Source organism: Pseudomonas sp. 21LCFQ02 (genome assembly GCF_024129895.2).
Taxonomy (GTDB): domain Bacteria; phylum Pseudomonadota; class Gammaproteobacteria; order Pseudomonadales; family Pseudomonadaceae; genus Aquipseudomonas.
In genome coordinates, this window is sequence record NZ_CM178749.1 from 379,286 (window position 1) to 404,409 (window position 25,124).

General features: G+C 64.4%; 22 protein-coding genes. 3 read left to right on the forward strand and 19 right to left on the reverse strand.

The annotated features are described in order from the left end of the window. Positions 1-5: 5 nt before the first annotated feature. Positions 6-158 carry a hypothetical protein gene (locus NJC40_RS01815; RefSeq protein WP_253117594.1) on the reverse strand — a complete coding sequence of 51 codons (153 nt, stop codon included), beginning with the start codon at positions 156-158 and terminating at the stop codon, positions 6-8. Between the two features lie 108 nt (positions 159-266). On the opposite strand from NJC40_RS01815, the gene NJC40_RS01820 reads away from it, so the two are divergent. The 3 genes from NJC40_RS01820 to NJC40_RS01830 are packed head-to-tail and all read left to right on the forward strand — an operon-like array spanning position 267 to position 2,841. Beyond that, positions 267-1,271 carry an aliphatic sulfonate ABC transporter substrate-binding protein gene (locus NJC40_RS01820; protein ID WP_253140605.1) on the forward strand — a complete coding sequence of 335 codons (1,005 nt, stop codon included), beginning with the start codon at positions 267-269 and terminating at the stop codon, positions 1,269-1,271. Next, positions 1,268-2,107, forward strand: coding sequence for an ABC transporter permease (locus NJC40_RS01825; protein ID WP_253140606.1), 840 nt, complete (start codon positions 1,268-1,270; stop codon positions 2,105-2,107). The genes NJC40_RS01820 and NJC40_RS01825 overlap by 4 nt, the downstream gene beginning before the upstream one ends. Continuing rightward, entirely contained in the window at positions 2,104-2,841 is a 738-nt protein-coding gene (locus NJC40_RS01830; protein WP_253140607.1) for an ABC transporter ATP-binding protein, read from the forward strand. The genes NJC40_RS01825 and NJC40_RS01830 overlap by 4 nt, the downstream gene beginning before the upstream one ends. A 118-nt stretch (positions 2,842-2,959) precedes the next feature. Here NJC40_RS01830 and vapC read toward each other — a convergent pair whose 3' ends face one another. The 18 genes from vapC to NJC40_RS01920 all read right to left on the reverse strand — a co-directional run bounded on the left by vapC (position 2,960) and on the right by NJC40_RS01920 (position 25,067). Then, positions 2,960-3,358, reverse strand: a complete 399-nt coding sequence (gene vapC / locus NJC40_RS01835) for a type II toxin-antitoxin system tRNA(fMet)-specific endonuclease VapC (protein ID WP_253140608.1) — start codon at positions 3,356-3,358, stop codon at positions 2,960-2,962. Beyond that, positions 3,358-3,588 carry a type II toxin-antitoxin system VapB family antitoxin gene (gene vapB, locus NJC40_RS01840; protein WP_253140609.1) on the reverse strand — a complete coding sequence of 77 codons (231 nt, stop codon included), beginning with the start codon at positions 3,586-3,588 and terminating at the stop codon, positions 3,358-3,360. The genes vapC and vapB overlap by 1 nt, the downstream gene beginning before the upstream one ends. Positions 3,589-3,899: 311 nt before the next feature. After that, positions 3,900-4,421 (reverse strand): GNAT family N-acetyltransferase, encoded by a 522-nt coding sequence (locus tag NJC40_RS01845; RefSeq protein ID WP_253140610.1) that lies wholly within the window; start codon positions 4,419-4,421, stop codon positions 3,900-3,902. Continuing rightward, the gene (locus NJC40_RS01850) at positions 4,414-5,829 is read right to left on the reverse strand and encodes an MFS transporter (protein WP_253140611.1); all 1,416 of its coding nucleotides are present in this window, start codon (positions 5,827-5,829) and stop codon (positions 4,414-4,416) included. Before NJC40_RS01850 ends, NJC40_RS01845 begins: the two co-directional genes overlap by 8 nt. After that, a complete protein-coding gene (locus NJC40_RS01855; RefSeq protein ID WP_253140612.1) occupies positions 5,826-7,037 on the reverse strand; it encodes an acyl-CoA dehydrogenase family protein in 1,212 nt (403 codons plus the stop codon). The genes NJC40_RS01850 and NJC40_RS01855 overlap by 4 nt, the downstream gene beginning before the upstream one ends. A 10-nt stretch (positions 7,038-7,047) precedes the next feature. Further along, entirely contained in the window at positions 7,048-8,757 is a 1,710-nt protein-coding gene (locus NJC40_RS01860) for a dipeptide ABC transporter ATP-binding protein (RefSeq protein ID WP_253140613.1), read from the reverse strand. Continuing rightward, positions 8,754-9,617, reverse strand: a complete 864-nt coding sequence (locus tag NJC40_RS01865) for an ABC transporter permease (RefSeq protein ID WP_045483330.1) — start codon at positions 9,615-9,617, stop codon at positions 8,754-8,756. Before NJC40_RS01865 ends, NJC40_RS01860 begins: the two co-directional genes overlap by 4 nt. Next, positions 9,617-10,606, reverse strand: coding sequence for an ABC transporter permease (locus NJC40_RS01870; protein WP_253140614.1), 990 nt, complete (start codon positions 10,604-10,606; stop codon positions 9,617-9,619). The genes NJC40_RS01865 and NJC40_RS01870 overlap by 1 nt, the downstream gene beginning before the upstream one ends. After that, a complete protein-coding gene (locus tag NJC40_RS01875; RefSeq protein ID WP_253140674.1) occupies positions 10,603-12,207 on the reverse strand; it encodes an ABC transporter substrate-binding protein in 1,605 nt (534 codons plus the stop codon). The genes NJC40_RS01870 and NJC40_RS01875 overlap by 4 nt, the downstream gene beginning before the upstream one ends. A 672-nt stretch (positions 12,208-12,879) precedes the next feature. Beyond that, positions 12,880-14,661: an ABC transporter ATP-binding protein gene (locus NJC40_RS01880; protein ID WP_253140615.1), complete on the reverse strand. Its 1,782-nt coding sequence runs from the start codon at positions 14,659-14,661 to the stop codon at positions 12,880-12,882. After that, on the reverse strand, positions 14,658-16,070 hold the full coding sequence (locus tag NJC40_RS01885; RefSeq protein ID WP_253140616.1) for an LLM class flavin-dependent oxidoreductase: 1,413 nt from the start codon (positions 16,068-16,070) through the stop codon (positions 14,658-14,660). Before NJC40_RS01885 ends, NJC40_RS01880 begins: the two co-directional genes overlap by 4 nt. A 10-nt stretch (positions 16,071-16,080) precedes the next feature. After that, entirely contained in the window at positions 16,081-17,730 is a 1,650-nt protein-coding gene (locus NJC40_RS01890) for a dipeptide ABC transporter ATP-binding protein (RefSeq protein ID WP_253140617.1), read from the reverse strand. After that, the gene (locus tag NJC40_RS01895; RefSeq protein ID WP_363321683.1) at positions 17,727-18,569 is read right to left on the reverse strand and encodes an ABC transporter permease; all 843 of its coding nucleotides are present in this window, start codon (positions 18,567-18,569) and stop codon (positions 17,727-17,729) included. Before NJC40_RS01895 ends, NJC40_RS01890 begins: the two co-directional genes overlap by 4 nt. 91 nt (positions 18,570-18,660) lie before the next feature. Beyond that, positions 18,661-19,716, reverse strand: coding sequence for an NADP(H)-dependent aldo-keto reductase (locus NJC40_RS01900; RefSeq protein WP_253140619.1), 1,056 nt, complete (start codon positions 19,714-19,716; stop codon positions 18,661-18,663). A gap of 10 nt (positions 19,717-19,726) precedes the next feature. Further along, positions 19,727-21,082 carry an LLM class flavin-dependent oxidoreductase gene (locus NJC40_RS01905; RefSeq protein ID WP_253140620.1) on the reverse strand — a complete coding sequence of 452 codons (1,356 nt, stop codon included), beginning with the start codon at positions 21,080-21,082 and terminating at the stop codon, positions 19,727-19,729. Between the two features lie 9 nt (positions 21,083-21,091). Further along, a complete protein-coding gene (locus NJC40_RS01910; protein WP_253140621.1) occupies positions 21,092-22,360 on the reverse strand; it encodes an acyl-CoA dehydrogenase family protein in 1,269 nt (422 codons plus the stop codon). A gap of 23 nt (positions 22,361-22,383) precedes the next feature. Continuing rightward, positions 22,384-23,316 carry an ABC transporter permease gene (locus NJC40_RS01915; RefSeq protein ID WP_045483341.1) on the reverse strand — a complete coding sequence of 311 codons (933 nt, stop codon included), beginning with the start codon at positions 23,314-23,316 and terminating at the stop codon, positions 22,384-22,386. Next, entirely contained in the window at positions 23,313-25,067 is a 1,755-nt protein-coding gene (locus tag NJC40_RS01920; RefSeq protein WP_253140622.1) for an ABC transporter substrate-binding protein, read from the reverse strand. Before NJC40_RS01920 ends, NJC40_RS01915 begins: the two co-directional genes overlap by 4 nt. Between the last annotated feature and the right edge of the window lie 57 nt (positions 25,068-25,124).

Consider the following 25,124-nt stretch of genomic DNA (forward strand, 5'->3'; position numbering starts at 1 on the left):
CCGTTTCAGCCATCATCCTGCTTCAAGCGCAAGCGACCGACGACGGACTTGCCGCTTGTGGCCTGCAACAGGCCCAGCATCAACTGTTGCCTGAGCAACAGTGCCTCGACATTCTGCCGCACCACATACAGCAGCCCGCCGCCGGCAAACCGTCCCAAACGCCCGCACTACGTGGCCAGCAGCCTGATGGCATGTCCCGTGCAAACAGTCATGGTTACCCAACAGCTGATTCACAGCCCGTCTTCCATGCCTTGCGGAACCTACCCATGCGTCTGACTCTCCTGGCCTCATCGCTGACCCGTCTGCCCCGCTCCCTGAAAATTCTGGCCGCCGCCTGCATCGCCGGCCTGGCCCTGAACAGCACCGCTTATGCCGAGACCGCGCCCAAGGAAGTGCGCCTGGATTACGCCTATTACTCGCCGGTGAGCCTGGTACTCAAGCACTTCGGCTGGCTGGAAAAAGCCCTGCCCGATTCGAAAGTCAGCTGGGTATTCAGCCAGGGCAGTAACCGCTCGCTGGAATACCTCAACAGTGGCGGCGCCGACTTCGGTTCGTCGGCCAGCCTGTCCGCCGTGTTGGCCCGCGCCAACGGCAGCCCGATCAAATCGGTGTACGTCTACAGCCGCGCCGAATGGACCGCGCTGGTGGTCAGCAAGGATTCACCGCTGAAAAGCATCAACGACCTCAAGGGCAAGAAAATCGCGGCCACCAAAGGCACCGACCCGTACCTGTTCACCCTGCGCGCCCTGGCCGGTGCCGGGCTGAACAAGAACGACGTGGAACTGCTGCACCTGCAACACCCCGATGGCCGCACCGCCCTGGAAAAAGGCGATGTCGATGCCTGGGCAGGCCTGGACCCGCACATGGCCGCCAGTGAACTGCAAGCCGGCTCGCGCCTGCTGTATCGCAACAAGGACTTCAACAGCTACGGGGTGATCAGCGTGACCGAGACCTTCGCCAAAGAGCATCCACAAACCATCAATACGGTGATCAAGGCCTATGAGCAGGCGCGGCGCTGGGCACTCGAACACCCTGAAGAGTTCGCCAAACTGCTGGCTGATGAATCCAAATTGCCGCTCGACGTGGCCAAGCTGCAGCTGACCCGTACCGACCTGTCGGCGCCGCAACTGAGCGACAAAGACATCGCCGCCTCGCAGGCCGCAGCACCGATTCTGGTCTCTGAGGAACTGGTCAAACGTGGCGTGGACGTCAAGCAAGTGATCGACCAGTTGATCGAGCCGTCGTTCGGCAAAGCCAGTATCCAGCCATGAGCCAGACCAGCAAGGCGCTGAGCGCAGCGGCACCTGCCGAGCGCCCGACCAGCAACACCGGCCAGTGGCGGCGGGCCAAGGGCCTGGCACTGCCGGTGCTGATCATTGTGGTTCTGGAAGCGGTGGTGCGCCTGGGCTGGATCGCCTCCTATCAGATGCCCGCGCCCAGCGAAGTGGCGCAAACCCTGGTGCAACTGGCCGACGGCGCGCTGTGGAAACATATCGGCGCCAGCCTGTCGCGAGTGCTGGCCGGTTTCGCAGTGGGCGCCAGTCTGGGGCTGCTGTTCGCCGCCTGGGTCGGCCTGAGCCGCGAAGCCGAGGCCTGGCTGGAGCCAACCTTCGCCAGCCTGCGCGCCATTCCCAGCCTGGCCTGGGTGCCGTTGCTATTGCTGTGGCTGGGCATCGGCGAAACCTCCAAGGTGGTGCTGATTGCCATCGGTGCGTTTTTTCCGGTGTACCTCAATGGCGTGGCGGCGATTCGCAATATCGACCGCAAACTGGTTGAAGTCGGGCGCATGTACGGCTTCAGCCGTGCGCGCCTGGCCCGGCGCATTCTGTTGCCTGCGGCGTTTCCCGGGGTGTTCACCGGCCTGCGCAGTGCCTTGAGCCTGAGCTGGATGTTTCTGGTGGCCGCCGAACTGATCGCCGCCACCCGCGGCCTGGGTTACCTGCTCAGCGATGGCCGCGAAACCTCACGGCCCGACCTGGTGCTGGCGGCCATTATCGTTCTGGCCCTGCTGGGCAAAATCAGCGACGGCCTGCTGGCCAGCCTTGAGCGCCGCTGGCTGACCTGGCGCGACACCTTTGACGGCGCAGGCCCCGGAGCCCAACCATGAGTATTGCCCAGGCAACCCCATCCAGCGCTGATCTGTTGCACTTGCGGGTCGAGCGCAAAGCCTTTGCCGAAACGCCCGTACTGGGCCAGATCGACCTGCGGTTGCAACCCGGCGAAATCGTCAGCCTGCTCGGCCCCAGCGGTTGTGGCAAAAGCACCCTGCTGCGCCTGGTGGCGCAACTGGACAGCGACTTTGTCGGTGAGCTGCGCCAGCGGCCCGAACAGGTCGGTTTCGTGTTCCAGGAACCGCGGCTGATGCCGTGGCTGAGCGTGGCCGACAATATCGGCTTCAGCGACGACCGCCAGTACGACCGTGAGCGGGTTGCGGCGTTGATCGACGAAGTGGGCCTGAGCGGCTTTGCCGACGCCCTGCCCAAACAGCTGTCTGGCGGCATGGCGCAACGGGTGGCCATCGCCCGTGGCCTGTATGGCCAGCCTGAGTTGCTACTGCTCGACGAACCGTTCAGCGCGGTGGATGCCTTTACCCGCTACAAGCTGCAAGACCTGCTGCTGGAGCTGGCCCGCCGACACCATATCGGATTATTGGTGGTGACCCACGACATCGACGAAGCGCTGTACCTGAGCAATCGGGTGCTGGTGATCGGCAACCGGCCCGGCACCGTGCGCCAGGAACTGCACGTACCGCTGAGCTACCCCCGCGAACGCAGCGACGACACCCTGGCAAGGCTGCGCAGCCAGGCGTTGAGCGCATTGCATGATGCGCGGGTACTGTAGGAGCGAGCGGGCGGCGATCCGTCTTGCTCGCGAAAGCTATCTGCCAGACGAAACATATGTATTGTCTGGACCGGCCCTTTCGCGAGCAAGCTCGCACCCACGACCTAAACAAATATCATTAAACCCAGTCTTCAACGCGCAGACCCGGCACACGGTTGAACTCGCACAGGTTATTGGTTACCAGGATCAATCCTGACGAACGGGCATGCCCCGCAATCATTTGATCATAGGGGCCGATTGGCGTACCCGCCCTGGCAAGTTCGGCCCGCAGTTGGCCTGTGTGCGCTGCCGCATCCTGATCGTATTTAAGGACTTCAAGTCGTGCTGCAAAGCCTTCTACATCAGCCAGATTGCGCGCCGGGCTGGAGGACTTTTCCGCGCCGTAAATGAGCTCCATCAAGGTCACAGTGCTGATGCAAAGTTGACCATGTCGCGCTTTGAACATCTCGCGTACATGCTGAGGCTTGTTCTTGATAGTGAAGATGCAGATGTTGGTATCGAGCATGAACTTGAGCATTAAAACGATTCCCGCTCTTGATCGGCGGGCTGTTCACGATCAGTCATGAAATCGGCAGTGACACCTTCACCGTCAAACCAGCTGTCCCAGGACTCACCTGCGGGGGTCAGAATCCGGGTTCTACCGATGACGATCACATCGACACGTTTAACATCATCAGGCAGTGCTGCGGCCTTGGGTAAGCGTACGGCCTGACTGCGATTACTGAGAAACACTGATCCTTGTTCCATGCTCACCTCCACGGATATGTCATATGTATATCCCATGGTAGTTCGATTCATGGATATGTCAATGGGATATACAATCTGTTTGCCTTGATTCCGGCCCCTTGATCAGCTGTGTTAGCAGTCGTAAATTCTGCGTGTTTCACAGATTTCTGGCAGCGCTGCGCACTGCATTCGCCTGCAGAGCAGCCTCCCATAGGCTGCGATGACTGTAGGAGCGACCTTGGTCGCGAAAGGGTCGGGACAGGCGCAGCATTTTTTGCGTCTGGAAAATAGCTTTCGCGAGCAAGCTCGCGCCTACCAAGTGCAGGTCGCAGCTATGCCAGCGGCCTGCGCAGCCGCCACTCGCGCAGTGTGACACCGCCGCGCTCTTGTTCATGCACCAGCCCTTGATCACGCTGGTAACCCAGGGTCTGGTAGAACGCCAGAGCTCGGGCATTGCCTTCCAGCACCCACAGGGTCACCTCACTAAACCCCGCGCCAGCCAGTTCGGCATGGGCCGTTTCCATCAATCGCCGCCCGGCACCCAGCCGCCAGTGGGCCGGGTCCAGGTTGATGGCGTGAATCTCGCCGCAATCAGGCCCCGCCTCGGCATCGCGGCTGTGGCCCCAGACCAGCCAGCCGATGACCTGCCCGGCGCGTTCAGCCAACAACACTCGCTGCCCCTCGCCAATCCGCTCTTGCCACTGCCGGGTGCGGGCGGGCAACTGATTGCCCAGGCCGCGCAGGTAGTGCTCAGGCAGCAAGTGTGCATAACCCTGTTGCCAGGCCTGAATATGAATGGCAGCGATTCTGGCGCCATCAAACGCTGTCGCGGGGCGAATTCCGGTTTCAGTCACCCTTATCTCCTTGCAGCGGTTGCGCCGTATTGGCCAGGCGATAAAACACCACACTCGATGCCGCGCACGATAGCGCACACAACAACAGCACCACGACGATATCACCGACCGAGGTTTTGCTGCGCCCATCCAGGCTCGCCAACTGGCCCAGTAATACCCCGGCCATGCTCACCGAGACGCTCATCACCAGTTGCCCGGCCATGGCCGACAGGCTGCTGGCGGCGGCGCTGCGTTCCAGCGGTACGTCCAGGTAGGTCACCGCGCCCATGGTGGTGAATTGCAGCGAGCGCACCAGCCCTGCGCTGAACAGGATCAGCGCCATCATCCACCCGGCCATGTCGCGGTCAAAGCTGGCGCACAGGGCGATGCCCAAGGCGCTGAGCAGGGCGTTACCAGCCAGCAGGTGACGATAGCCAAAGCGCCGCACCAGCGGCACCGCCAGCAGTTTCATCAGCAAAGCGCCAACCCCGCCACACACCACCAGCCAACCAGCGGCCAGCGGGGTCATGCCCAGGCAGTTCTGCAGCAACAGCACCAACAAAAATGGCTGGGCCGAAGTGCCCAGACGAAACAGCGCGCCACCTGCCTGGCTCAAACGAAAGCCGGGCAGGCGAAACAGTCCGAGGTCGATGAGTGAGTCACGATGGCGCCGGGCATGGATGACATACCCAAGCACCAACAACCCACCACCGACAATCAAGCCGCCAGCCAGCAACCTGGGCAGTTCGCCTTGCGCCAGGGAGTCGAAGCCGAACACCAGCAGCGCCAATGCTCCGCCGCCCAATAGCAGCCCGCGCTTGTCCAGCGGCGGCACCTGGCGCGCCGGAAAGTCCGGCACATGGCGCACAATCAGCCAGCAGCCGAACAAACAGATCGGCAGGTTGATGAAGAAGATCCACTGCCAGCTCAGGCAGGTCACCAGCACGCCCCCGAGCAGTGGCCCCACCAGTGGCCCGACCAACGCCGGCAAGGCCAGCCATGACATGGCTTGCAGCAGTTGTTCGCGACTGGACCAGCGCAGGATGATCACCTGCCCAACCGGGGTCATCAATGCCGCGCAAGCGCCCTGCACCATACGCCCCAGACACAGCTCCAACAGCGTGTCAGCCAGGGCGCAGACCAAGGACGCAACGGTAAACATGCCCATCGCCAGCAACAGCACCTGGCGCGGCCGAAAGCGTTCGGCCGCCCAGCCGCTGACCGGCACGAACAAGGCCAGCGCCAGCACGTAAAGCGACACCACCAGGTTCATGCGCAAGCCCGGTTCGCCAAGGTCCTCGGCCATTTTTGGCAAGGCGGTCATCACCGCCGTGCTGTCGAGCAACTCCATGAACAGCGCTGCGCCGATGATCACCGGCACTTTCGGGCTTTGCTCAGCGGTGGCTAACGTGACCGGTATCGCGCTCAAAACAGGCCCGAGACCGGCGGCCGCGTGCCTTTGAGCTGCCAGGCACCGACCACTGCAGCTTTCCAGTGCCGTGGGTTGTGGTTGGCCACGGTGCGGGCGTTGCGCCAATGCCGGTCCAGGTTGTGCGCCCGCCCGGTGGTGGACGCGCCGCCCACATCGAACACCGTCTCAGCCGCCTTGAGCGCCAGTTCGGCCACCAGGTACTGGGCCTGGGCGACCTCCACGGCGGCCTGCTCGACGTCAGCGTCTTGCAAGCCTTCGGCCCAGGCCCGGTCGATGCTGTCGGCGGCGCGCAACACCAGCGCCTCGGCGCCATAAGCACGGGCAGCGATATCGCCCACCGACAACTCCACGTAAGGGTCGTCCACCGACTGGCTGGCGCTGCTGTGCTTGATCGGCCTGGCATGTTCGCGGGCAAACCGGCTGGCGTCATTCAGTGCATTACGGGCGATACCGGCCTGCACGGTGCCGAGGAACAATTGCAGGAAGGGCGTGACGATGGTGCGCTTGCCTTCTTCCACGGTGCGGGTGCGCAGTTCGCTGGCGTCGACCCGCACGTTATGCAGGTGAGTGGTGCCACTGGCGGTCAGGCGCTGGCCCATGGCGTCGAAGTCGTCGAGCAACTCCAGGCCCTCACGGCCACGGGGCAGGATGAACGACACCGGCTGTTCATCTTCGTCCAGCGCCACGGCGCTGACCCAGTCAGCGAACAGCGCACCGGTGCTGTAGAACTTGCTGCCGGTTGCCCGGTAGTGATCGCCCTCGCGCACCAGCCGTGCGGCAATCGAGCCATTGGCACCGCCCAGTTCCCAGCCGGCATTGCCAATCACCGCGCCATCCAGATAGCGGGCAAACCAATGCTGGCGCTCTGGTTCGGCGTCATCGCTGGTTGAAGCCAGCAAGCCTTCGACAAAGGCAAAGCCGGGACGCAGCGCCTGGGCGACATTGGAGTCCACCGAGGCCACTTGCAGCAGCAGTTCGATCACATCGCGCACACTGCCTTCGGGGCCGCCAAAGCGGCGCGGGATGCGCACGGTGTAGAGACCGGCGGCGGCCAGTCGGGCAATTGCCTCGAACGGCAAGCGGCGTTCACGCTCGCGCTCGGCGGAGCCTGCGCCAATCTCGGGCAGCAGCGCCGCAATACGCGCCTTGAGTTCAGCCACACTGGTCGCCGCAGGCTGGGTGGGCAGTCGTTGATAAGTGGTCATCAGGCAGTCCTTAAATGGCGATTTTCCAGAGGCGGGTTTCATCGAACAGATCGAACGCCTCGTGTTCCGGGTCCAGCGGCGGCACTTGCAGTTCGGCGCCGCTGCCGGGCAAACGCGGCACCGAGCCCAGCAGGCGCCGGGTGTATTCATGGGCCGGCTGCTCAAACAGTTGCTCAACCGGGGCCAGCTCCACCACCTCACCATGGCGCATCACCAACACGTCGTCGCTGACGTGGCGAATCACCCCCAGGTCGTGGGAAATGAACAGGTAAGCCAGGCCCAACTCGTCTTGCAGGTCAGCCAACAGGTCCAGTACCTGGGCCTGGACCGACACGTCCAGCGCCGAGACCGGCTCGTCACAGACAATCACCTTGGGCTCACTGGCAATGGCCCGGGCGATGGCGACCCGCTGGCGCTGACCACCGGACAACTGCAATGGCCTGCGCTCGGCCAGTTCTGCGGGCAGGCGCACCTGATTGAGCAAGCGGGTGATGCGCGCCGGGCGCTGTTGGGCGTCGATACCGGCAACGTGCAAGGCGTCGTCGAGAATCTGCGCCACGCTCCAGCGCGGATCGAACGAGCTGAGCGGGTCCTGGTAGATCACGCTGATCTCACGGCGCAGCGGCCGGCGATGCTTTTCATCAACCCCGCCGTGGGGCAGATTCCACGGCTGGCCCCGGTAATGCACTTCACCGGCATCAGGCTGCAACAGGCCCAAAGCGATACGCGCCACGGTGGTTTTGCCTGAGCCCGATTCACCGACGATGCCCAGCGTGCGGCCGGAGCGCAGCTCAAAGCCGACATCCCGCACCACTTGCCGTACCTGGCCGTCAGGCCCCAGATAACGTTTACCCAAACCCTGGGCGCGCAGCAGCACTTCAGCGTCCTGACGCACTGGCGGCGACACGTAGCTGGCACGCTCCGGCGACAGTCGGCTGCCGCGTGGATGCTCAGCGGGCACCGCCGCCAGCAGCGCTTTGGTGTAGGCATGGGTCGGCTGGCGCAGCACTTGCTCCATCGGGCCTTGCTCGACCACTTCACCGTGACGCATGACCACCACGTCGTCAGCCAGTTGCGCGACCACCGCCAGGTCATGGCTGATGATCAGTAACGAGGCGCCACGGGCCTTGATCTGCTGGAAGACCTCAAGGATCTGCGCCTGCACCGTGGCGTCCAGCGCAGTGGTCGGCTCGTCGGCAATCACCAGCGCCGGGTCCATCGCCAGCGCACTGGCGATCAACGCCCGCTGGCGCAAGCCGCCAGACAACTGTCCTGGGCGCTGCCGGGCACGCAGCGCAACATCCGGCACGCCGACCCGCTCCAGCAATTCCAGTACCCGCGCCTGGCGTTGCGTGCGGTTGCCGAAGCGATGGGTTTCCAGCACTTCAAGAATCTCTTTGCCCACCGGGCGCAACGGGTCCAGCGACACCAACGCGTCCTGCAGCACAAAGCCAATGTCCTTGCCGCGCACGCTGCGCCATTGCCGCTCGCTCAGGCTCAGCAGGTCGCGCCCGGCAAAACTCAGGCCCCTGGCGGCCACCTCGGCCCGGCCGCCGGCCAGCCCGACCAGGCTGCGGGCACTGACGCTCTTGCCCGAGCCCGATTCACCGACCAGGGCCACGCAGCGTCCCGGCGCCAAGGTAAAGGACAGGTCGTGGACCACGGTCTGGCCATCGAACGAGACGTTCAGGCCATCGACAATCAGAGTGTTATCGCTCATGGCAGGCGGCCCTCCAGGCGTTTCTGGATGTAGCGGCCGGTCGCCGTGGTCGACAGGGTGGTCAGCACGATGAACAGGCCGGGAAAGAAGGTCAGCCACCAGGCAGTGGCAATGAAGTCGCGGCCCATCGACAGCATGGTGCCCCACTCCGGCGCCGGAGGTCGGGCACCCAGCCCCAGAAAGCTCAGCGCCGACGCCCAGACGATGGCCTGGCCGACACCCATGGTGATGGTCACCACCAACGGACGCATGGCATTGGGCAGCAACTGGCGCAGGATAATGCGCGAGGTCGGGTGGCCCAGCGCCCGGGCCGCCTCGATGTAACCGGCATTGCGCACCGCCAGTACCTGGCCACGGACCATGCGCGCATAACCGGGGGCACCGCCCAGACCGGTGGCGATGATCAGCGGGCCGATACCGCTGCCGAATACCGCGACGAACAACAGCGCCAGCACCAGACTTGGGAAGGCAAACAGCACTTCAAGCAGCCAGCCCACACCACGGTCGATACGCGCCCCACCCAGTCCGCCCAGCAGCCCCAAGGCAATGGCGATGGTTATGGATAACGCGGTGGCGGCCACCCCGATGAACAGGCTTTGCCGGGTGCCATGGATGATCCGGGCAAAAATATCGCGGCCTGACTGATCGGTGCCCAGCCAGTGTTCCCAGCCCGGCGGCACAAAGGCGTCGCGGGGCACGATGGCCAGCGGGTCGATGCGGGTGAACAACTGTGGGGCCAGCGCGGCGAGTACCAGCAAGCCGAGAAAGCCGATCGACAGCGTTGCGCCCCAGGGTGGCAGGCGCCAACGGCGTTGGCGCAGCAGCGGACGGTGAGTTGCCGCAAGGGTCAGTTCGCTCATCAGTGCTGCTCCTGTTGCCGAGGGTCGATCCATTGATAAAGCAGGTCCACCAGAATGTTGGCCAGCACATAGCCGGCGGCCACCACCAGGCTGATGCCGATCACCAGCGGCAGGTCCTGGGTTTGCACAGCCTGATACAACTGACGGCCCACGCCCTTGCGCGAGAAGATCACTTCACAGACCACCGCGCCGCTGATCAGCGCACCGATGGCCCAGCCCGACAGCGACACCCCCGGCAGCAAGGCATGGCGCAGGGCATGCTTGAAACGTACTTTCAGATCGCTCAGGCCACGGGTGCGGGCAGTCAACACGAAGGGTTGCTCCAGGGTCAGTTCCAGCGACTCGCGGGTCACCTGGGCAATGAACCCGGCCAGCGGAATGGCCAGTGAAAAGGCCGGCAACACCAGGGTTGCCAGGCTGTCGCTGCCGGCTGGCGGGAACCAGCGCAGGCCGAAGGCAAACACCGCCAGCAACACCACCCCCAGCCAGAAATGCGGCAATGCGGCGCTGAGGGTTTCCAGCAAGGAGGCCGCGCCGCCAATCAAGCGCCCACGCCCGGCGGTGATCACCGTGGTCAGCAGCACCAGCGCCCAGGCCAGCACCAGGGCCGCCACGGTCAGTTCCAGGGTCGCGCCGCCCTGCTCGGCCAGAACCCGGGTCACTGGCATATGCTGGGAATAGGAGACCCCGAGGTCACCTTGCAACAGGCGGCCGAGGTACAGCACGTACTGAACCGGCAACGGCTTGTCCAGGCCGTACTCGGCTCGGGTGGCTTCGATGGTTTCCGGGCTTGGGTTGGCGCTCGGCCCGCCGAGAATCGCCAGCACCGGATCACCCGGCATTGTGCGCAAGGCAAAGAACGTCAGGGTCGCGACCGCCAGCAGCACCAGCGCCCCACCGCCCAGCCGCAGCAGCGCACGGCGGCCCAGCGCGGCCAGGCGTTCGCGGCGCGGATCGGTCACGCCTGACGGCGTCGTTGCAATACTCATTTGCTCACCCATGCGTCATAGAGATAGGTCACCGCCAGCGAAGGCTCCAGGCGCACGCCATGGGCGGTCTTGTAGATACCCAGGCGGGTGCTCTGCGGGTACGTGGCCAACTGCAGGTACTCAGCGGCGACCTGCTTCTGCGCCTGGTAGTAGATTTGCCGACGCTGCTCGGGGTCCTGGGTCGCCAGGGCGCTTTCGATCAAGGCATCGAAGCCCGGATCGGCGTAACCGGCGGTGTTCTGGTGATAACCACCGACCCCGGCCGGCTGAATGAATGCCGAGCTGTAGATGATGCGCAGCACATCCGGGGTGTTGGTGTTCCAGTAACCGATGCGGATGTCGTAATCCCAGGCGGCCTGACGCGCCGTGGCCTGGGCATCACTCATCTGGTCCATGACCAGCTCGAAACCGGCCTGACGTGTGGTGGCCTGCACCTGCTCCCAGAGGGTCAATTCCGACGGTGGGGTGCGGGCGCCGATCACCACCACCACCCGCAGCCGTTTGCCGTCCTTGGTGCGATAACCTTCGCTGTCACGCTGGGTCCAGCCAGCCTGGTCGAGCAGTTGCGCGGCTCTGGCCGGGTCGTAGTCCTGGATACGTTCGAAGTCCGGGCTATAAAACGGCGTGGCCACACTCAACGGTCCGCCGGCCCTTGGGAACTCGCCGAAATACACGCTTTTGAGCGCGCCTTCGACATCGGCACTGCGTACAAAGGCTTCGCGCACACGCACATCGGCGAAGGGTTCGCGGCGAATATTGAACGTGCCATTGGTGGGGTTGCCGGGCCGCTGGGCGATGATCAGTTTCAGGTCCGGGTTGCGCCGCGCCGCTTCGTGGGACTCGGGCGGCAGGGTCTCGATCACATCGACCTCGCCGGCCTGCAAGGAAGCAAAACGCACCGAAGGCTCTTGAATGAACTTCCAGATCACCCGCTCCAGATACGCCGGGCCCTGGTGCTTGGCGGTGGGCGGCGCCCAGTTGTAATCGGGGTTGCGCGCAAGCTCGATCTGGTTTTGGCGCTGCCACTTGACCACCTTGAACGGCCCGCTGCCCACCGGGCTTTCGCAGTTCTGGTCCCGGCTGCGGGCCAGCGCGGTGGGCGACTGAATGCCCAGAAAGCCCTGGGCCAGCACTTCCAGAAAGGCCGCATAAGGTGTTTTCAAATGCACCACTGCGGTGTAGTCGTCGATGATCTCGGTGCTGCGGTACTGGCGGATATAGCCCCCGGCGGTACTGGACTGGGTCTTGGGGTTGGCCATGTGGTCGAGGTTGGCTTTGACCGCATCGGCCTTGAATGCGGTGCCGTCGGTGAACTTGACGTCGTTGCGCAGGTGGAAGGTGTAGCGCAGGCCGTCGGCGGAGACTTCCCAGCTTTTGGCCAGCCATGGGCCGATTTGTCCTTGGCTGTCCATCGACACCAGCGAGTCGAGGTACTGTTGGGCGACGAACACTTGCGGCATGTCGCCGGCCACATGAGGGTCCAGGCAGGTGGGTTCGCGGTCGGTGGCATACACCAGGGTGCCGCCGTGTACTGGCTGGTCGCTATGGACACTGGCCTGCTGTTGGCGCTCGCAACCGGCCAGCGCCAGGACTGTGAACAGCGGGGTGAGGTAACGGGTATTGAAGTTCAAGGTCGCTCCTGCGGGTTACAGCGCCAGTGGCGGTTGCAGAGATGGTTGCAGGGGCTATTGCATGACCCGTGCCGGGTCTCAATGCCTTGATTTTGTTGGGGTTCGGGGTGGATGCGATGATGGTGGATGGACAAAGTGTCGAGGGGATGTTGCTGGTACAACAGCTGCTCTTGATCTTCGAGCACAGATGGCACAGACACCACCGATCGCGACGTTGGTGCAGGCCGAACGCAGGCGCCGCGTAGGGGGGATAAGGGCCATGGATGGGCATGTGCGCCGCCCCCCGAAGCGGCGCCGGAGTGAGGGAACCCGACGAACATTCAACCGCGGCAAAAAATCGTCCACCACCGCAAGGCAGCTTTTACCTGTGTGCTGATAGAAACTGCGGATACCTTACGATGAAGCAAGGCTCATCGCCGCAGTTGTTCATACGTCGGGTTCCGCCCCGACGGGCGGGTTACTTTGTCTTGGCAAAGTAACCAAACCGCTTGCTCCGGGTTGGGCCCCTTCGGGGTTCCCTCACTCCGACGCCACTCCGGGGGTCGGCCTGCACCAACGTCGCGCTCGGTGTCGTCTGGGAGATTTGTGCTTGAAGATCAAGGTCAAGATCTACAGCACGTCAACGTCAACGTCAACGCAGCATCATGCTGCCTGGCGATTCCATAAGCGGTGGTAATACCCCTGTCGGGCCAGCAGTTGTTCGTGGGTTCCGTCTTCGACGATGCGGCCTTCGTCAAAGACAATGATGCGGTCCAGATGCGCGACGGTGGACAGCCGGTGGGCGACGACCAGGGTGGTTTTGTCTTCCATGATTTCGTCGAGCTTGTCCTGAATGAAACGCTCGGTGATCGAGTCCAGGCTGGAGGTGGCTTCGTCCATCACCAGAATGGGCGCATTCTTGAGCAACACCCGGGCAATGGCGATGCGTTGCCGTTGGCCACCGGAAAGCTTGACCCCGCGCTCGCCCACCAGTGAATCGTAACCCTGCTCCATGGCCTCGATGAAGTGCCGGGCGCCGGCGCGTTCGATGGCCGCATGCAAGGCCTCTTCGCCGGCATCCAGTTGGCCGTAATGGATGTTCTCGCGAATGCTGCGGTGGAACAGCCCCGGTTCCTGGGGAATCAAGCCCACCTGCTGGTGCAGCGAATGCTGGGTCACGCTGCGGATATCCTGGCCGTCGATCAGCACTTGCCCGGCATTGACGTCGTACAGGCGCAACAACAGGCTTAGCAGCGTCGATTTACCCGAGCCGGATGCGCCCACCAAGCCCACCCGCTGCCCGGCCGGGATGTGCAGGTTGAAGTCGCGAAACACCGGCTTTTCCGGCTGATAACCAAAGCTGACATTCACAAACCGCACTTCACCGCGCTGCACTTTCAGCACCTGTGCGTGCGGCTGGTCGGTGACTTCATGGGGGCGAATCAGGGTGCGCACGCCGTTGGCGATGTTGCCGGTGGCTTCGAAGAACTCCAGCAGGCGCCGCGACAACCCCGAGACGTCGGTGATGATCATCAGCGACAGGCTGGTGGCGGTGACGAAGGTGGCAATATCGATACTGCCGCGCTGCCACAACCACAGCGCCAGCAGCAGGATGCCCAGCTTGAGCAACACGCCGCAGCCGTTCTGGAACCAGCGGATTTTTTCCATGTAGCCCAGTGAACGCTTGGCCGCTTCGACTTCACGGTCGAGAAAACGCCCAAGATACTGGTGCTCGAAAGGATGACGGGCAAACAGGCGGATGTTGGTCAGGTTGGTCACCGCATCAACCACCTTGCCGGTGCTGACGCTGCGCGCCGCTGAAAAGGCCCGGGCCAGCGGATGGCTGCGCCGCGCCAAAAACCAGCACAGGCCCAGAAAGCCCGCCGCCCAAAAACCCATGAACGCCGCCAGCCACAGGTTGGCCGTGGCCAACAGCAGCACCGCCAGCGACAAGGTAACCAGCAGCGGGATCAGGTCGAAGATCAGAATCGCCAGGGCCATGGTGGTGCCCAGTGAGACTTCGCTGATGCGGTGCGCCAGGGCCCCGGCAAACTCGCTGGTGATGTAGCGGTGTGAATGCTGTTGCAGATAGGCGAACAAGGCGTGGGTCACCGCCCGGCGCTGGCGCGGCAGGGTGTAGACATGCAGGGCGCTGGCACAGCGCACAAAGAGCATTTCCAGCACCAGCAAGGCGGTCAGCCCCAGCAGTGGCCAGGTCAGCGCATCGAACGCGCGATCGGTCTCCAGGCCCTGGGTCACCAAGCGGGTGATCTGCCCCAGCGCCCAAGGCACCAGCACTGCACAAATCACCGCCGCCGTTTGCAGCCCCAGCATGCCCGCATAAGCCACCCGGTAGCGCTGGATAAAGGCCCAGACAAACGCCAGCGGAGTGTCGGGCAGATGACGAATGTTCCAGCCGCCATCCTCTGTTGCCGGGTCACTCATGGCTGACCTGCCTGAGCAAATCTCAGCGGCGGCAAAGGCTGGCTGAGCGCGGCCGGGTCGCGGTAGCGGGCCGCCGGGTGATTGGCCGGCAGGCGCGCCTGGCCTGCGCCAAACAGCCGCTCGCGCAGGGTTTCGCCCGGCGTGTAGCGCTCACGAAAACGTCCGCGTCGGCGCAACTCAGGGACCACCAGATCGATGAAGTCACGGGCGGTTTCAAACGACAGATACTGGCGCAGGTTGATGCCGTCGATGCCGTCCACGTCCAGCCAGCGTTCGATCTCGTCAGCCACCACCGTAGGCGTGCCGGCCACGAAATAGCGGTCCTCTTGCAGGCCGGCGAAGCCTTGCAGCATCTGCCCGACCGTGGTCTCGGGGTTGAAGCGGTTGAGAGCGCCCCAACCGATATCGCCACGTTTGATGATGTCGGTCAGCCGCTGATGGGGCGCGTAAGCGCGCAGGTCGATGCCCAGTTGCGCATGCCCCATGGCGCCGTCGGCGCTGACCAGCCGGCGGTAGTTGTCGAGTTTGGCGGCGACCGCCTCATCGCTGCGCCCGGCGATCACACCGGCCTGGACGATGAACTTGATGGCAGCCGGGTCGCGGCCTTGTTGTTCGGCGTTGCGGCGCATGGTTGCGATGTTGCGGCGCACATCTTCCGGGGTCGCGCCGCCGGTGAACACCACCTCGGCATGGCGCCCGGCAAAGGCGCTGCCGGCCGGCGAGCCGGTGGCCTGGAACAACACCGGGGTGCGCTGACGCGAAGGCTGGCACAGGTGCGGGCCGGCGACCTTGAAATGCTCACCCACGTGGTTGATGTAACGCACCTTGGCCGGGTCGGTATACACGCGCTGCTCACGGTCCTGAATCACCGCGTCGTCGTCCCAGGAACCCTCCCAGAGTTTGTAGAGCACATCAAGGTATTCGTCGGCGATTTCGTAGCGGTGATCGTGGGGCACTTCCTGGTCCAGGCCGAAGTTACGCGCAGCATTGGGCAGGTAGGAGGTGACGATATTCCAGCCCACCCGGCCCTTGGTCAGGTGATCCAGGGTGCTCATGCGCCGGGCAAAGGCAAACGGCGGCTCGTAGGTGGTGGAGAAAGTCACCCCAAAGCCCAGTTCACGGGTCACCGCCGCCATGGCCGGGATCAGTAACAACGGGTCATTGCTGGGCACCTGCAAGCCTTCGCGCAGGGCGGTTTCCGGGCCGTTGCGAAAGCGGTCGTAGACGCCCACGACATCGGCGAGAAACACACCGTCGAAGGTGCCGTACTCCAGCAGTTGGGCCAGCTCGGTCCAGTAGTCCAGGTCGTTGAAGCGATGACGGTTATTGTCCGGGTGAACCCACATGCCATGCATGATGTGGCTGACGCAGTTCATTTCGAACAGGTTGACGTGCAGTTGCTTGGGCACAGTGATGTCCTTATACGGCGATACGATTGGCCCACGCCGGCTGCGGCGCAGGAAGCTCGGGCACTGCGTCGAGCAGCGCGCGGGTGTAGGCATGACGTGGCTGACGCAGAACCTGGGCAACCGGTCCCTGCTCCACGACGTGGCCGCCCTGCAGCACCAGGACCCGGTCGCTGACCTGCTCGATCACGCCAAGGTCATGGGAAATAAACAGACAGGCCAGGCCCAGTTCGGCCTTGAGTTCAGCGAGCAATTGGAGAATCCGCGCCTGCACCGAGACATCCAGTGCTGACACCGGCTCGTCGCAGACCAGTACCCGCGGCTTCATCGCCAATGCCCTGGCAATAGCGATGCGCTGGCGCTGACCACCGGACAATTCCTGCGGCCGCCGGTCGAGGACGCTGACCGGCAGGTGTACGCGCTCCAGCAAGCTGGCAGCCTCGGTGCGTCGCAAGGCACGGGGCACACCGGCCAGCGCCAAGGCTTCGCTGAGCACCCGTAGCACGCTGAAGCGCGGGTTGAACGAGGCCTGCGGGTCCTGGAACACCACCTGAATACCTTGCCGGGCCAAGCGCTGTTGCTCAGGCGACAGGCTTGACCAGTCACGACCATCGAGCAGCACCTGGCCGCTGTCAGCCTGTTCCAGGCCGAGCAGAATGCGCCCCAAAGTGCTTTTGCCAGAGCCGGATTCGCCGACCACGCCAAGGGTTTGCCCGCCATGCAATTGCAACGAGACGCCGTGCAGCACCGGACGCGGCGCGCCATTAGGGCCGGGGAAACTTTTACGCAGCGCGCAGGCTTCAAGCAGCGGCGTACCGCTCGCAGGCACAGGGTCTTCGACCAACCCCAGAAGCGGCGCGGCCGGGCGCTGGAAATGCACCGCACGGGCGGCCTTGAGCAAGCTTTGCGTGTAAGGGTGGACGGGGTCTTGAAGAATCTGTTCGGCGCTGCCCTGCTCGACCACTACCCCGGCGCGCATCACCGCCACCTGATCGGCCAGCCGCGCCACCACGGCCAAGTCGTGGCTGACCACCAGCAAGCTGTTGTCGCTGCCGCGCAGTTGTTCAAGCAAGCGCAGAATCTGCGCCTGCACCGTCGCGTCCAGCGCGGTGGTCGGCTCGTCGGCAATCAACAAGCGCGGCTGGCAGGCAATGGCCGAGGCGATCAAGGCACGCTGGCGCAGGCCACCGGAAAGCTGCCAGGGGTACTGGCGGGCCCGCACCTCGGGCTCCGGCACGCCGACCTGTTGCAACAGCTCCAGCACCCGCCGCTGTTGCTCGGCATGACTGAGCCGGGTGTGCAGGCGCAGCGGCTCTTGCACCTCAGCCCCGACCCGGCGCAACGGGTCCAGCGAACCCAGCGCGTCCTGCATCACAAAACCGATGGCCGCGCCGCGCAGGCGTTGCCAGTCGCGCTCATCGAAATCGCGCAAATCAATGCCGGCAAACGCCAGGCGCTCGGCGCTGATCCGCGCGCCTGGTCCGCTCAGCCCGACCAAAGTACGGGCGGTGACACTCTTGCCCGAACCGGACTCCCCCACCAGCGCCAGGCACTGCCCGGCATGCAATTGCAGGCTGACACCGCGCACCACCGGTACGCCGCCGAAACTGACCCGCAGGTTGTGGATATCTATTAACGGTGCGTGCTTGTGGATAACGCTCATAAGCCTTTGCCCTCGCTACGCCGCAGCCAGTCACGGCCAATGACGCTGATGGAAATGACACTCAGGGTGATCGCCAGCGCAGGCCAGGCCACCAGCCAGGGTGCGTTGGCCAGAAAGTTGCGACCGATGGCCAGCATGCCGCCCCACTCGGCGGCCGGTGGCGGTGCGCCAAAGCCGAGAAAGCTCAATGCCGCACCCGCCGTAATTGCGCCGCCCAAGCCGATGGTGGCCATGATCAGCACCGGCGCGATGGCATTGGGCAGCACATGGGTGCAGACCACCGCCAGCGGGCGCCGGCCCAAGGTGACGGCCGCCTCGACGAAACCGGCGTTGCGGATGCTCAAGGTCTGTGCCCGCACCAGCCGGGCATAACGCGGCACCGCAGCGATGCCCACGGCCAGAATCAGGTTGCTGGTGCCTTGACCAAACAGCGTGATGATCACCAGTGCCAGCAGCAGGTCCGGGAACGCCAACAGCACGTCCACCCCGCGCATCAACAGGTTGTCCAGCCAGGCCGGTGCCAGGCCGGCGAGCAATCCCAGCAAGGTGCCGGCGCCCAGCCCGACCAGGGTCGCCGCCAGTCCAATGAACAGCGACGGTCTGGCGCCATGGATAATCCGGCTCAGCACGTCACGGCCGTTTTCATCACTGCCCAGCCAGAACTGCGCCCCCGGCGCCTGATATGCCTGCCGGGCATCGGCGGCCAGCGGGTCAAACGGCGCCAGCCAGCCCGGCAGCAGAACCGCTACCAGCAAAAGCCCGAGCACAGCCCAGGCCAGCCACAATCCGGGGCGGCTGGCAGGCCAGCGCCAGGCTGGGCGGGAGCGGCCGGCACGCATCAGGGTCAGTACCGCGTCAGGAGCGTTGCTGGTCATACGGGCCTCTTCGCGAGCAGCGCTCGCGCCCACAAGTGGTGTGTTTACAACCCGATCAGGGTGCCGGGTTGGGGATGCGCTGGTGTAGCGCCTGAATCTCGCCGAGCACTTCGTCGTTCAGGGTCACCTGCAGCGCACCGAGGTTGTCCTGCAATTGCTCAAGGGTGGTCTGCCCGGTGATGGCGCTGGCGACGAAGGGCTGGGCAATGACGAACGCCAGGGCCAGTTGCGCCGGGCTGATGCCGTGGCGGCGGGCGATGTCGACATAGCCACTGATGGCGTCGTTGGCCGACGGGCTGTCATAGCGGTTGAAGGTGCGATACACCGACGACAGCCGCGCGCCTTCAGGCCGGGCGCCATTGAGATATTTGCCGGTCAGGGCACCGAAAGCCAGCGGCGAATACGCCAGCAGGTTGATGCCATCACGGTGGCTGAACTCCGACAGGCCGTTCTCGTACAGGCGGTTGAGCAGGCTGTAGGGGTTCTGGATGCTGGCAATGCGGGCCAGGCCGCGATCCTCGCTCTGGCGCAGAAAACGCGCCACGCCCCACGGCGTTTCGTTGGACACACCAATGTGGCGAACCTTGCCGGCTTTGACCTGCTCATCGAGTACCTGCAGGGTTTCTTCAATCGCGGCGGTGTGCGGATGGTCAGCCACGTAGGGGTAGTCGCGAATGCCAAAAAAGTTGGTGGTGCGGTCCGGCCAGTGCAGTTGGTACAGGTCCAGGTAATCGGTTTGCAGGCGCTTGAGGCTGGCATCCAGCGCGGCCACGATATTGTGCCGGTCGTGATGCGACAGGCCATCGCGGATATGGCTCTGACCGTTGGGGTCGCGGGCAGGGCCGGCAATTTTACTGGCCAGGATTACCTGCTCACGCTTGCCGCTGGCGGCCAGCCAGTTGCCGATGTAGCGCTCGGTGGTGGTCCAGGTGTCGGCACGGGTCGGGGTCGGATACATCTCGGCGGTATCGATCAGATTGATGCCGTGGGCCAGGGCGGCGTCCAGTTGGCGGTGGGCATCGGCTTCGCTGTTCTGATGGCCCCAGGTCATGGTGCCCAGGCTCAGAACGCTGACTTGCAGGTCGGTATGACCCAAACGACGGTATTGCATGCTTAGCTCCTTAATAACCGGACGCGGCTTGTGCGCGGGCGGCGGTGAACTGGTTTTCGGCCACGGGCAGGCCAAGGTGGTCACGCAGGGTGCGGCCCTGATATTCACGGCGGAACACGCCGCGCTGCTGAAGCAACGGCACGACCTGTTCGACAAAGACCTCAACGCCGGAGGGGAACATGTCCGGCATGATGTTGAAGCCATCCCCGGCGCCCGCCAGAAACCATTGCTCCAGGGTGTTGGCGACCTGTTCGGGAGTGCCGACCAGCAGCCGGTGGCCGACCAGAATGCGCCGCGACAATTGCCGGATGCTCAGATTCTCGCGGCGCGCCAGGTTGATCTGGGCTTCGAGAAAGCCCTGCGAGCCGCGCTCGAAATCGGCCACCGCGCCAAGCCGCTCCCACGGCAGCGGCGCATCCGGGTCAAGTTCTTCCGGGGCCATGCCGATACGCCCGGCCACCTGTTGCAGCAGGCCGTGTTCGCCGTGCCAGGCATTGAGCCGGTCGAAGCGCGCATGGGCCTCGGCCTCGGTGCTGCCGATCACGGTCGACAGGCCCGGCATGATCTTCAGGTGCTCAGGGTTACGCCCCCACGCCCTGGCCCGGCCTTTCATCTCACGGTAAAAGGCCTGGCCATCGGGCAGCGTGGTCTGGGTAGTGAAAATCGCATCGGCGTAGCGCGAGCCCAGCGCCTTGCCGCCTTCTGAGGAGCCAGCCTGGACCAGCACCGGTCGCCCCTGAGGCGAGCGCGGCAGGTTGAGCGGACCTTTGACCGAAAAATGCCGGCCCTTGAAGTCCAGGGTATGCACCTTGGCCGGGTCGGCGAAGCGGCCGCTCTGGCGGTCACCGATCAGTGCGTCGTCTTCCCAGCTGTCCCAGAGCTTGAGGGTTACATCGAGAAACTCCTCGGCACGACCATAGCGGTCGACATGCAACGGCGCGCCGGCCAGGCCGAAGTTCTGCGCGGCTGCATCGGCGGCATTGGTGACAACGTTCCAGGCTGCACGACCAGCGCTGATGTAGTCCAGTGAGGCAATGCGCCGGGCCAGGTTGAACGGCTCGTTGTAAGTGGACGAGGCCGTGGCAATCACTCCGATGCGTTCGGTGGCTGCCGCCACGGCGGTGAGCAGAATGGTCGGTTCCAGGCGTGCACCGGGCTGGGTCGCGACATCACCGCCCAGCGCCGGGCCGTCAGCGAGAAAGATGGCGTCCAGGCAACCGCGCTCGGAAATCCGCGCAATATTGCGGTAGTAATCGACGTCCAGATACGCGTCTACCGGCGCATCGCCTTCACGCCAGGCAGCGGCATGGGCGCCGAAACCGAGGATATTCATGCCCAGGCTCATCTGGGTTTGTGGCTTGCTCATAGATTCTCCTTACACCGCGCTGGCTTCATCGCCGCTGCCTTGTCCTTCGCTGGCCTGCGCATGCAAGGCGCGCCAGGCCGCGTTGGGGGTGATGCCGTTGAGGTAGTAGTTGCCCAGCGCCTGTTCGCGGTAGATGGCCGGGTTGTGCGAAGCCAGGGTCCGGGCGTTGCGCCAGTGCCGATCAAAACGCCGCTCGGTGCTGGTGGCCGAGGCGCCGCCGACTTCAAACAGCAAGGTGGTGGCCTCCAGCACCTGGGGCAAAACGATCTGCTGGGCCTGGAAGGTGTGGATTTCCACGTCGGTGTAATGCGCCTCGCTGGCCTGCCCGGCTTGCTCGGCCTCGTACACCGCTTGCAGGCTGTGGGCCACCGCACGCACTTGAGCATCGGCGGCAAATGCCAGGCTCGACAGGCGACCGATGACCCGCTGCACCAGCGGGTCATTGGCCGGCGTGGAAGTGCCAGGAATGCCGAAGCCGCGAGTCCGGCCCTGAACGAAGCTCACCGCATCGTTGAGCACCGCCCGGGCGATACCGGCCAGGGTCGCCAGATGCACGGCCTGGTAGAAGGCACTGAGGTAAGACTCGGCGCGCAGCTCGCCTTTTTTGAAGCGCCGCAGAATGTGCTCGGCGGGCACCTTCACCGCCTCGAAACGGGTGGTACCGCTGCCGGTCAGGCGCTGGCCGAAACCGTCCCAGTCATCCACCACCTCGACGCCGGGTGCGCTCACCGGCACCGCCAGGCTGACAAAGTCGTCGCCGTCATTGGCCACCGCCGCCACCCAGTCGGCGTACAGGGTGCCGGTGCAGTAATACTTCTGGCCGTTGAGCAGGCCACCGCAGGCGTCCACCGAGGTCAACTGCACGGTGTTGCCCGTACTGTCGGTGCGCTCGGCCATGGCCGCGCCCCACAGATCACCCTTGGCCACTTTGGCAAACCAGTAGTCCTGCGAGGCGCTGTCGCGCGACGACAAGCGCCCTTCGACGAAACCGAAATGGGCACGCAGAATTTGCGGCAGGTTCGAGTCGGCTGCGCCCAATTGGCTCAGCAAGCGCAGCAGTTGCGGCAGGCTGATGCCCAGCCCGCCATGCTCGCGCGGCACGCGCAGGGCACCAAAGCCGGCCTCGCGCAACCACTGCACCGGCTCATGGGCCAGCAAACGCTGTTGTTCGCGCTCGACGGCACCGGCCGCAATACGCGCGAACACCTCGGCAAACCGCGCATCGAGCTCGGCATCCGGTTCGGCCTCGTAGCCCGGTGATTGAAGATTCTGGCTCATGACAGCTCCTTGCAATGAATGATTCAGGCCCTGCTGCTGCGCGGGTCGATGAACTGGTTCAACACGTCCACCAGCAGGTTCACCAGTACGTAAATGGCCGCCGCCAGCAGGGTCACGCCCAGCACCAGCGGCACGTCCTTGTTGGAGGTGGCATTGAGCATCAGGCGGCCGATGCCCTGGCGCCCGAACAGCAGCTCCACCACCACCGCGCCGCCCAACAGGCTGGCAAACACATAACCGGACAGCGTCACCAATGGCACCAGCGCATGACGCAGGGCGTGGCGCAAGCGCACTGCCGTGTCGCTCATGCCGCGGGCGCGGGCCTGGCTGATAAAGGGCTGCTCCAGCACGTCTTCCAGCGAATGGCGCAGCACCTGGGCCAGCACCGCCATCACCGGCAGGGCCAGCGCGACGGTCGGCAGCACCAGCGACTGCCAGCCTTGCGAGCCGGACGGCGGCAACAGGCGCAGCTCGAAGGCAAACACCCACAGCAGCACCAGCCCGGAGACCAGCGACGGGGTCGACGACAGCACCAGCTCGGTGCCGGAAGCCAGCGCACGCAGACGCCGGCCGCGCCCGGCGGTCAGCAGCGCCGAGGCCAGCGCCAGCAGCACCGCCAGTAACCCGGCGCAGGCCGCCAGTTGCAGGGTGGCGCCCAACTGTTCGCTGATCGCCTGGCTGACCGGAATCTGCAGACGGTACGATTCGCCCAGATCACCCTGGGCCAGGCGTCCCAAGTAGTGGCCGTACTGCACCCATACCGGTTGGTCCAGGCCATATTCAGCACGCACCTGGGCCAGCAGTTCGGGGGTCGGCAAAGACTGCGTATCGCCAAGAATGGCCAGTGCGGTATCGCCGCCACTGAAGGTCACCGCCAGAAAGGTCAGGCTGGCCGCAGCCCACAGAACCAACAGCCCGTCACGCAGACGGCGCAGGGTGAACGGCAGCAGCTTCATGGCGACTCCGGTTCCAGCCATAAGCTGGTAAACAGTGGAACGTTATGCGAGCCGTCGAACAGCACGCCTTTGACTGACTTGCGATAAGCCACCAGCATCTGGCTTTCCACCGATGGCACCGCCGGTACGGTTTCACCCAGGCGTTGCTGGGCCTGCCGGTACAGTTCGCGGCGTTGGCCCGGGTCGGTGCTGCGCCGGGCCTCGCTCAGCAGCCGGTCGAGCAACGGGTCGCTGAAATGGCCAACGTTCTGGCCAATCAGCCGGGCGCTGGGAATGGCCTGGCTGTGATAGAGGATGAACAACCCGTCGGGGGTATTGGTGTGCCAGTAACCGCCACCAATGGCATCGAACTGCCCGGCGTAACGGCGCTCGGAGACGCGAGTCACCGGCAGCAGTTCGATTTGCAGGTCGAAGCCGACCTTCTTCAGATCGGCCTGCACCGCCACCGAGACATTGGCCGGAAACGCCGGGTTGTCATAGGTGAGCATCGTCGCGCCAAGGCGCTGGCCGGCGCGGGTGCGGTAGCCCTGGGCATCGCGCCCGGTCCAGCCGGCTTCATCCAGCAACCGGTTGGCCAGGGCCACATCGTAGTCCAGCGCATGCTGGGCAACCGGGTCGTAGTCACGGGTGTTGACCGCCAGCAAATCGCCCTTGGCCAGGAACTCGCCGAAGCCGCTGATCCACGCCAGACCGTCACGGTCGATAGCCCGCGCCACCGCCTGGCGTACACGCACATCGTCAAACGGGACGCGCTGCACATTGAAGGTCATGCTGCGGCTCGGGTTGCCCTTGCGAATGCGGCTGCGCAGCACCAGTTGCGGATTACTGCGGATCGCGGCCGCGTTCTGCGGCGGCGCATCCAGCGCCAGGTCACTGCGCGCCGACTCCAGGGAGGTGTAGCGAATCATCGCTTCGGGCACATAACTCAGTTCAATGCGCTCCAGGTAGGCTTCGCCCTGATGCGCGATGGCCGGCGGCGCCCACTGGTAACCGGCACGCCGCACGAAGCTGGCACCCTGGTCGCGCACATAGCTGTCGAGCACAAACGGCCCGCTGCCGATGGGTCGGCTGGCGATGCTGCGCGGTGCTTCACGGATCTGCCGCGGCGAGATCATGCCCAGCCAGGCTTGCGACAGCACATCCAGAAACGGCGCATAGGGTTCGCGCAGGGTGGCCTCAAAGGTGTAGTCATCCACCACCCGGCCACTGAGGTAGGGCGCGATGTAAGCGGCCGCCAGCGGCGACCTGGTCGCCGGGTCGCGCATGTGTTCAAGGTTAAGCCGCACCGTTTCAGCGTTGAAGCGCTCGCCATCGCTGAAGGTCACGTCGTCACGCAGGTGGAAGGTGTAGGTCTTGCCGTCGGGGCTGATGTCCCAGCTTTTCGCCAGCCAGGGCGTGAGCGTGCCGTCACCGGTCTGATAGACCAGACAGTCGAACAGGATGCGTCCCATCCACTGCATATTGCCGTGCGACAGCCCGTGAATGTCGAAGCTGCCGGCATCGGTGGCCGCCGAGACTCGCAAGGTGCCGCCGCGCCGGCCTGGTTGCTGCTCGACAAAATCACTCGCCGGGTAACGCAGCACGCCGTCTTCACCCAGCCGTGTTTCGTCGGCCAGCGCCGAGCTGGCGGAAGCATTGCCTGATGAAGAGCCTGGCGGCGTGGCCGGCGAGCAACCGGGCAGCGCCAGCATCAGCAGCGGCAGGCACAGCGGGGCCAGGCAATGCCGGGCTTGCCGTAACAACATGCTCATCAGCGCAGGCGCCGGGGTATTGGTCTGTTCATGCCCTTGGTATTGCAGTGCTTGTGC

Excerpts from the sequence above, each read along its gene's own strand:
- NJC40_RS01900 (WP_253140619.1), bottom strand. The coding sequence starts at position 19,716 with ATGCAATACCGTCGTTTGGGTCATACCGACCTGCAAGTCAGCGTTCTG.
- NJC40_RS01860 (WP_253140613.1), bottom strand. The coding sequence starts at position 8,757 with ATGAGCGATAACACTCTGATTGTCGATGGCCTGAACGTCTCGTTCGAT.
- NJC40_RS01855 (WP_253140612.1), bottom strand. The coding sequence starts at position 7,037 with ATGACCACTTATCAACGACTGCCCACCCAGCCTGCGGCGACCAGTGTG.
- NJC40_RS01895 (WP_363321683.1), bottom strand. The coding sequence starts at position 18,569 with ATGCGTGCCGGCCGCTCCCGCCCAGCCTGGCGCTGGCCTGCCAGCCGC.
- vapC (WP_253140608.1), bottom strand. The coding sequence starts at position 3,358 with ATGCTCAAGTTCATGCTCGATACCAACATCTGCATCTTCACTATCAAG.
- NJC40_RS01865 (WP_045483330.1), bottom strand. The coding sequence starts at position 9,617 with ATGAGCGAACTGACCCTTGCGGCAACTCACCGTCCGCTGCTGCGCCAA.
- NJC40_RS01915 (WP_045483341.1), bottom strand. The coding sequence starts at position 23,316 with ATGAAGCTGCTGCCGTTCACCCTGCGCCGTCTGCGTGACGGGCTGTTG.
- NJC40_RS01820 (WP_253140605.1), top strand. The coding sequence starts at position 267 with ATGCGTCTGACTCTCCTGGCCTCATCGCTGACCCGTCTGCCCCGCTCC.
- NJC40_RS01880 (WP_253140615.1), bottom strand. The coding sequence starts at position 14,661 with ATGAGTGACCCGGCAACAGAGGATGGCGGCTGGAACATTCGTCATCTG.
- NJC40_RS01890 (WP_253140617.1), bottom strand. The coding sequence starts at position 17,730 with ATGAGCGTTATCCACAAGCACGCACCGTTAATAGATATCCACAACCTG.
- NJC40_RS01825 (WP_253140606.1), top strand. The coding sequence starts at position 1,268 with ATGAGCCAGACCAGCAAGGCGCTGAGCGCAGCGGCACCTGCCGAGCGC.
- NJC40_RS01870 (WP_253140614.1), bottom strand. The coding sequence starts at position 10,606 with ATGAGTATTGCAACGACGCCGTCAGGCGTGACCGATCCGCGCCGCGAA.
- vapB (WP_253140609.1), bottom strand. The coding sequence starts at position 3,588 with ATGGAACAAGGATCAGTGTTTCTCAGTAATCGCAGTCAGGCCGTACGC.
- NJC40_RS01910 (WP_253140621.1), bottom strand. The coding sequence starts at position 22,360 with ATGAGCCAGAATCTTCAATCACCGGGCTACGAGGCCGAACCGGATGCC.
- NJC40_RS01905 (WP_253140620.1), bottom strand. The coding sequence starts at position 21,082 with ATGAGCAAGCCACAAACCCAGATGAGCCTGGGCATGAATATCCTCGGT.
- NJC40_RS01920 (WP_253140622.1), bottom strand. The coding sequence starts at position 25,067 with ATGAGCATGTTGTTACGGCAAGCCCGGCATTGCCTGGCCCCGCTGTGC.
- NJC40_RS01830 (WP_253140607.1), top strand. The coding sequence starts at position 2,104 with ATGAGTATTGCCCAGGCAACCCCATCCAGCGCTGATCTGTTGCACTTG.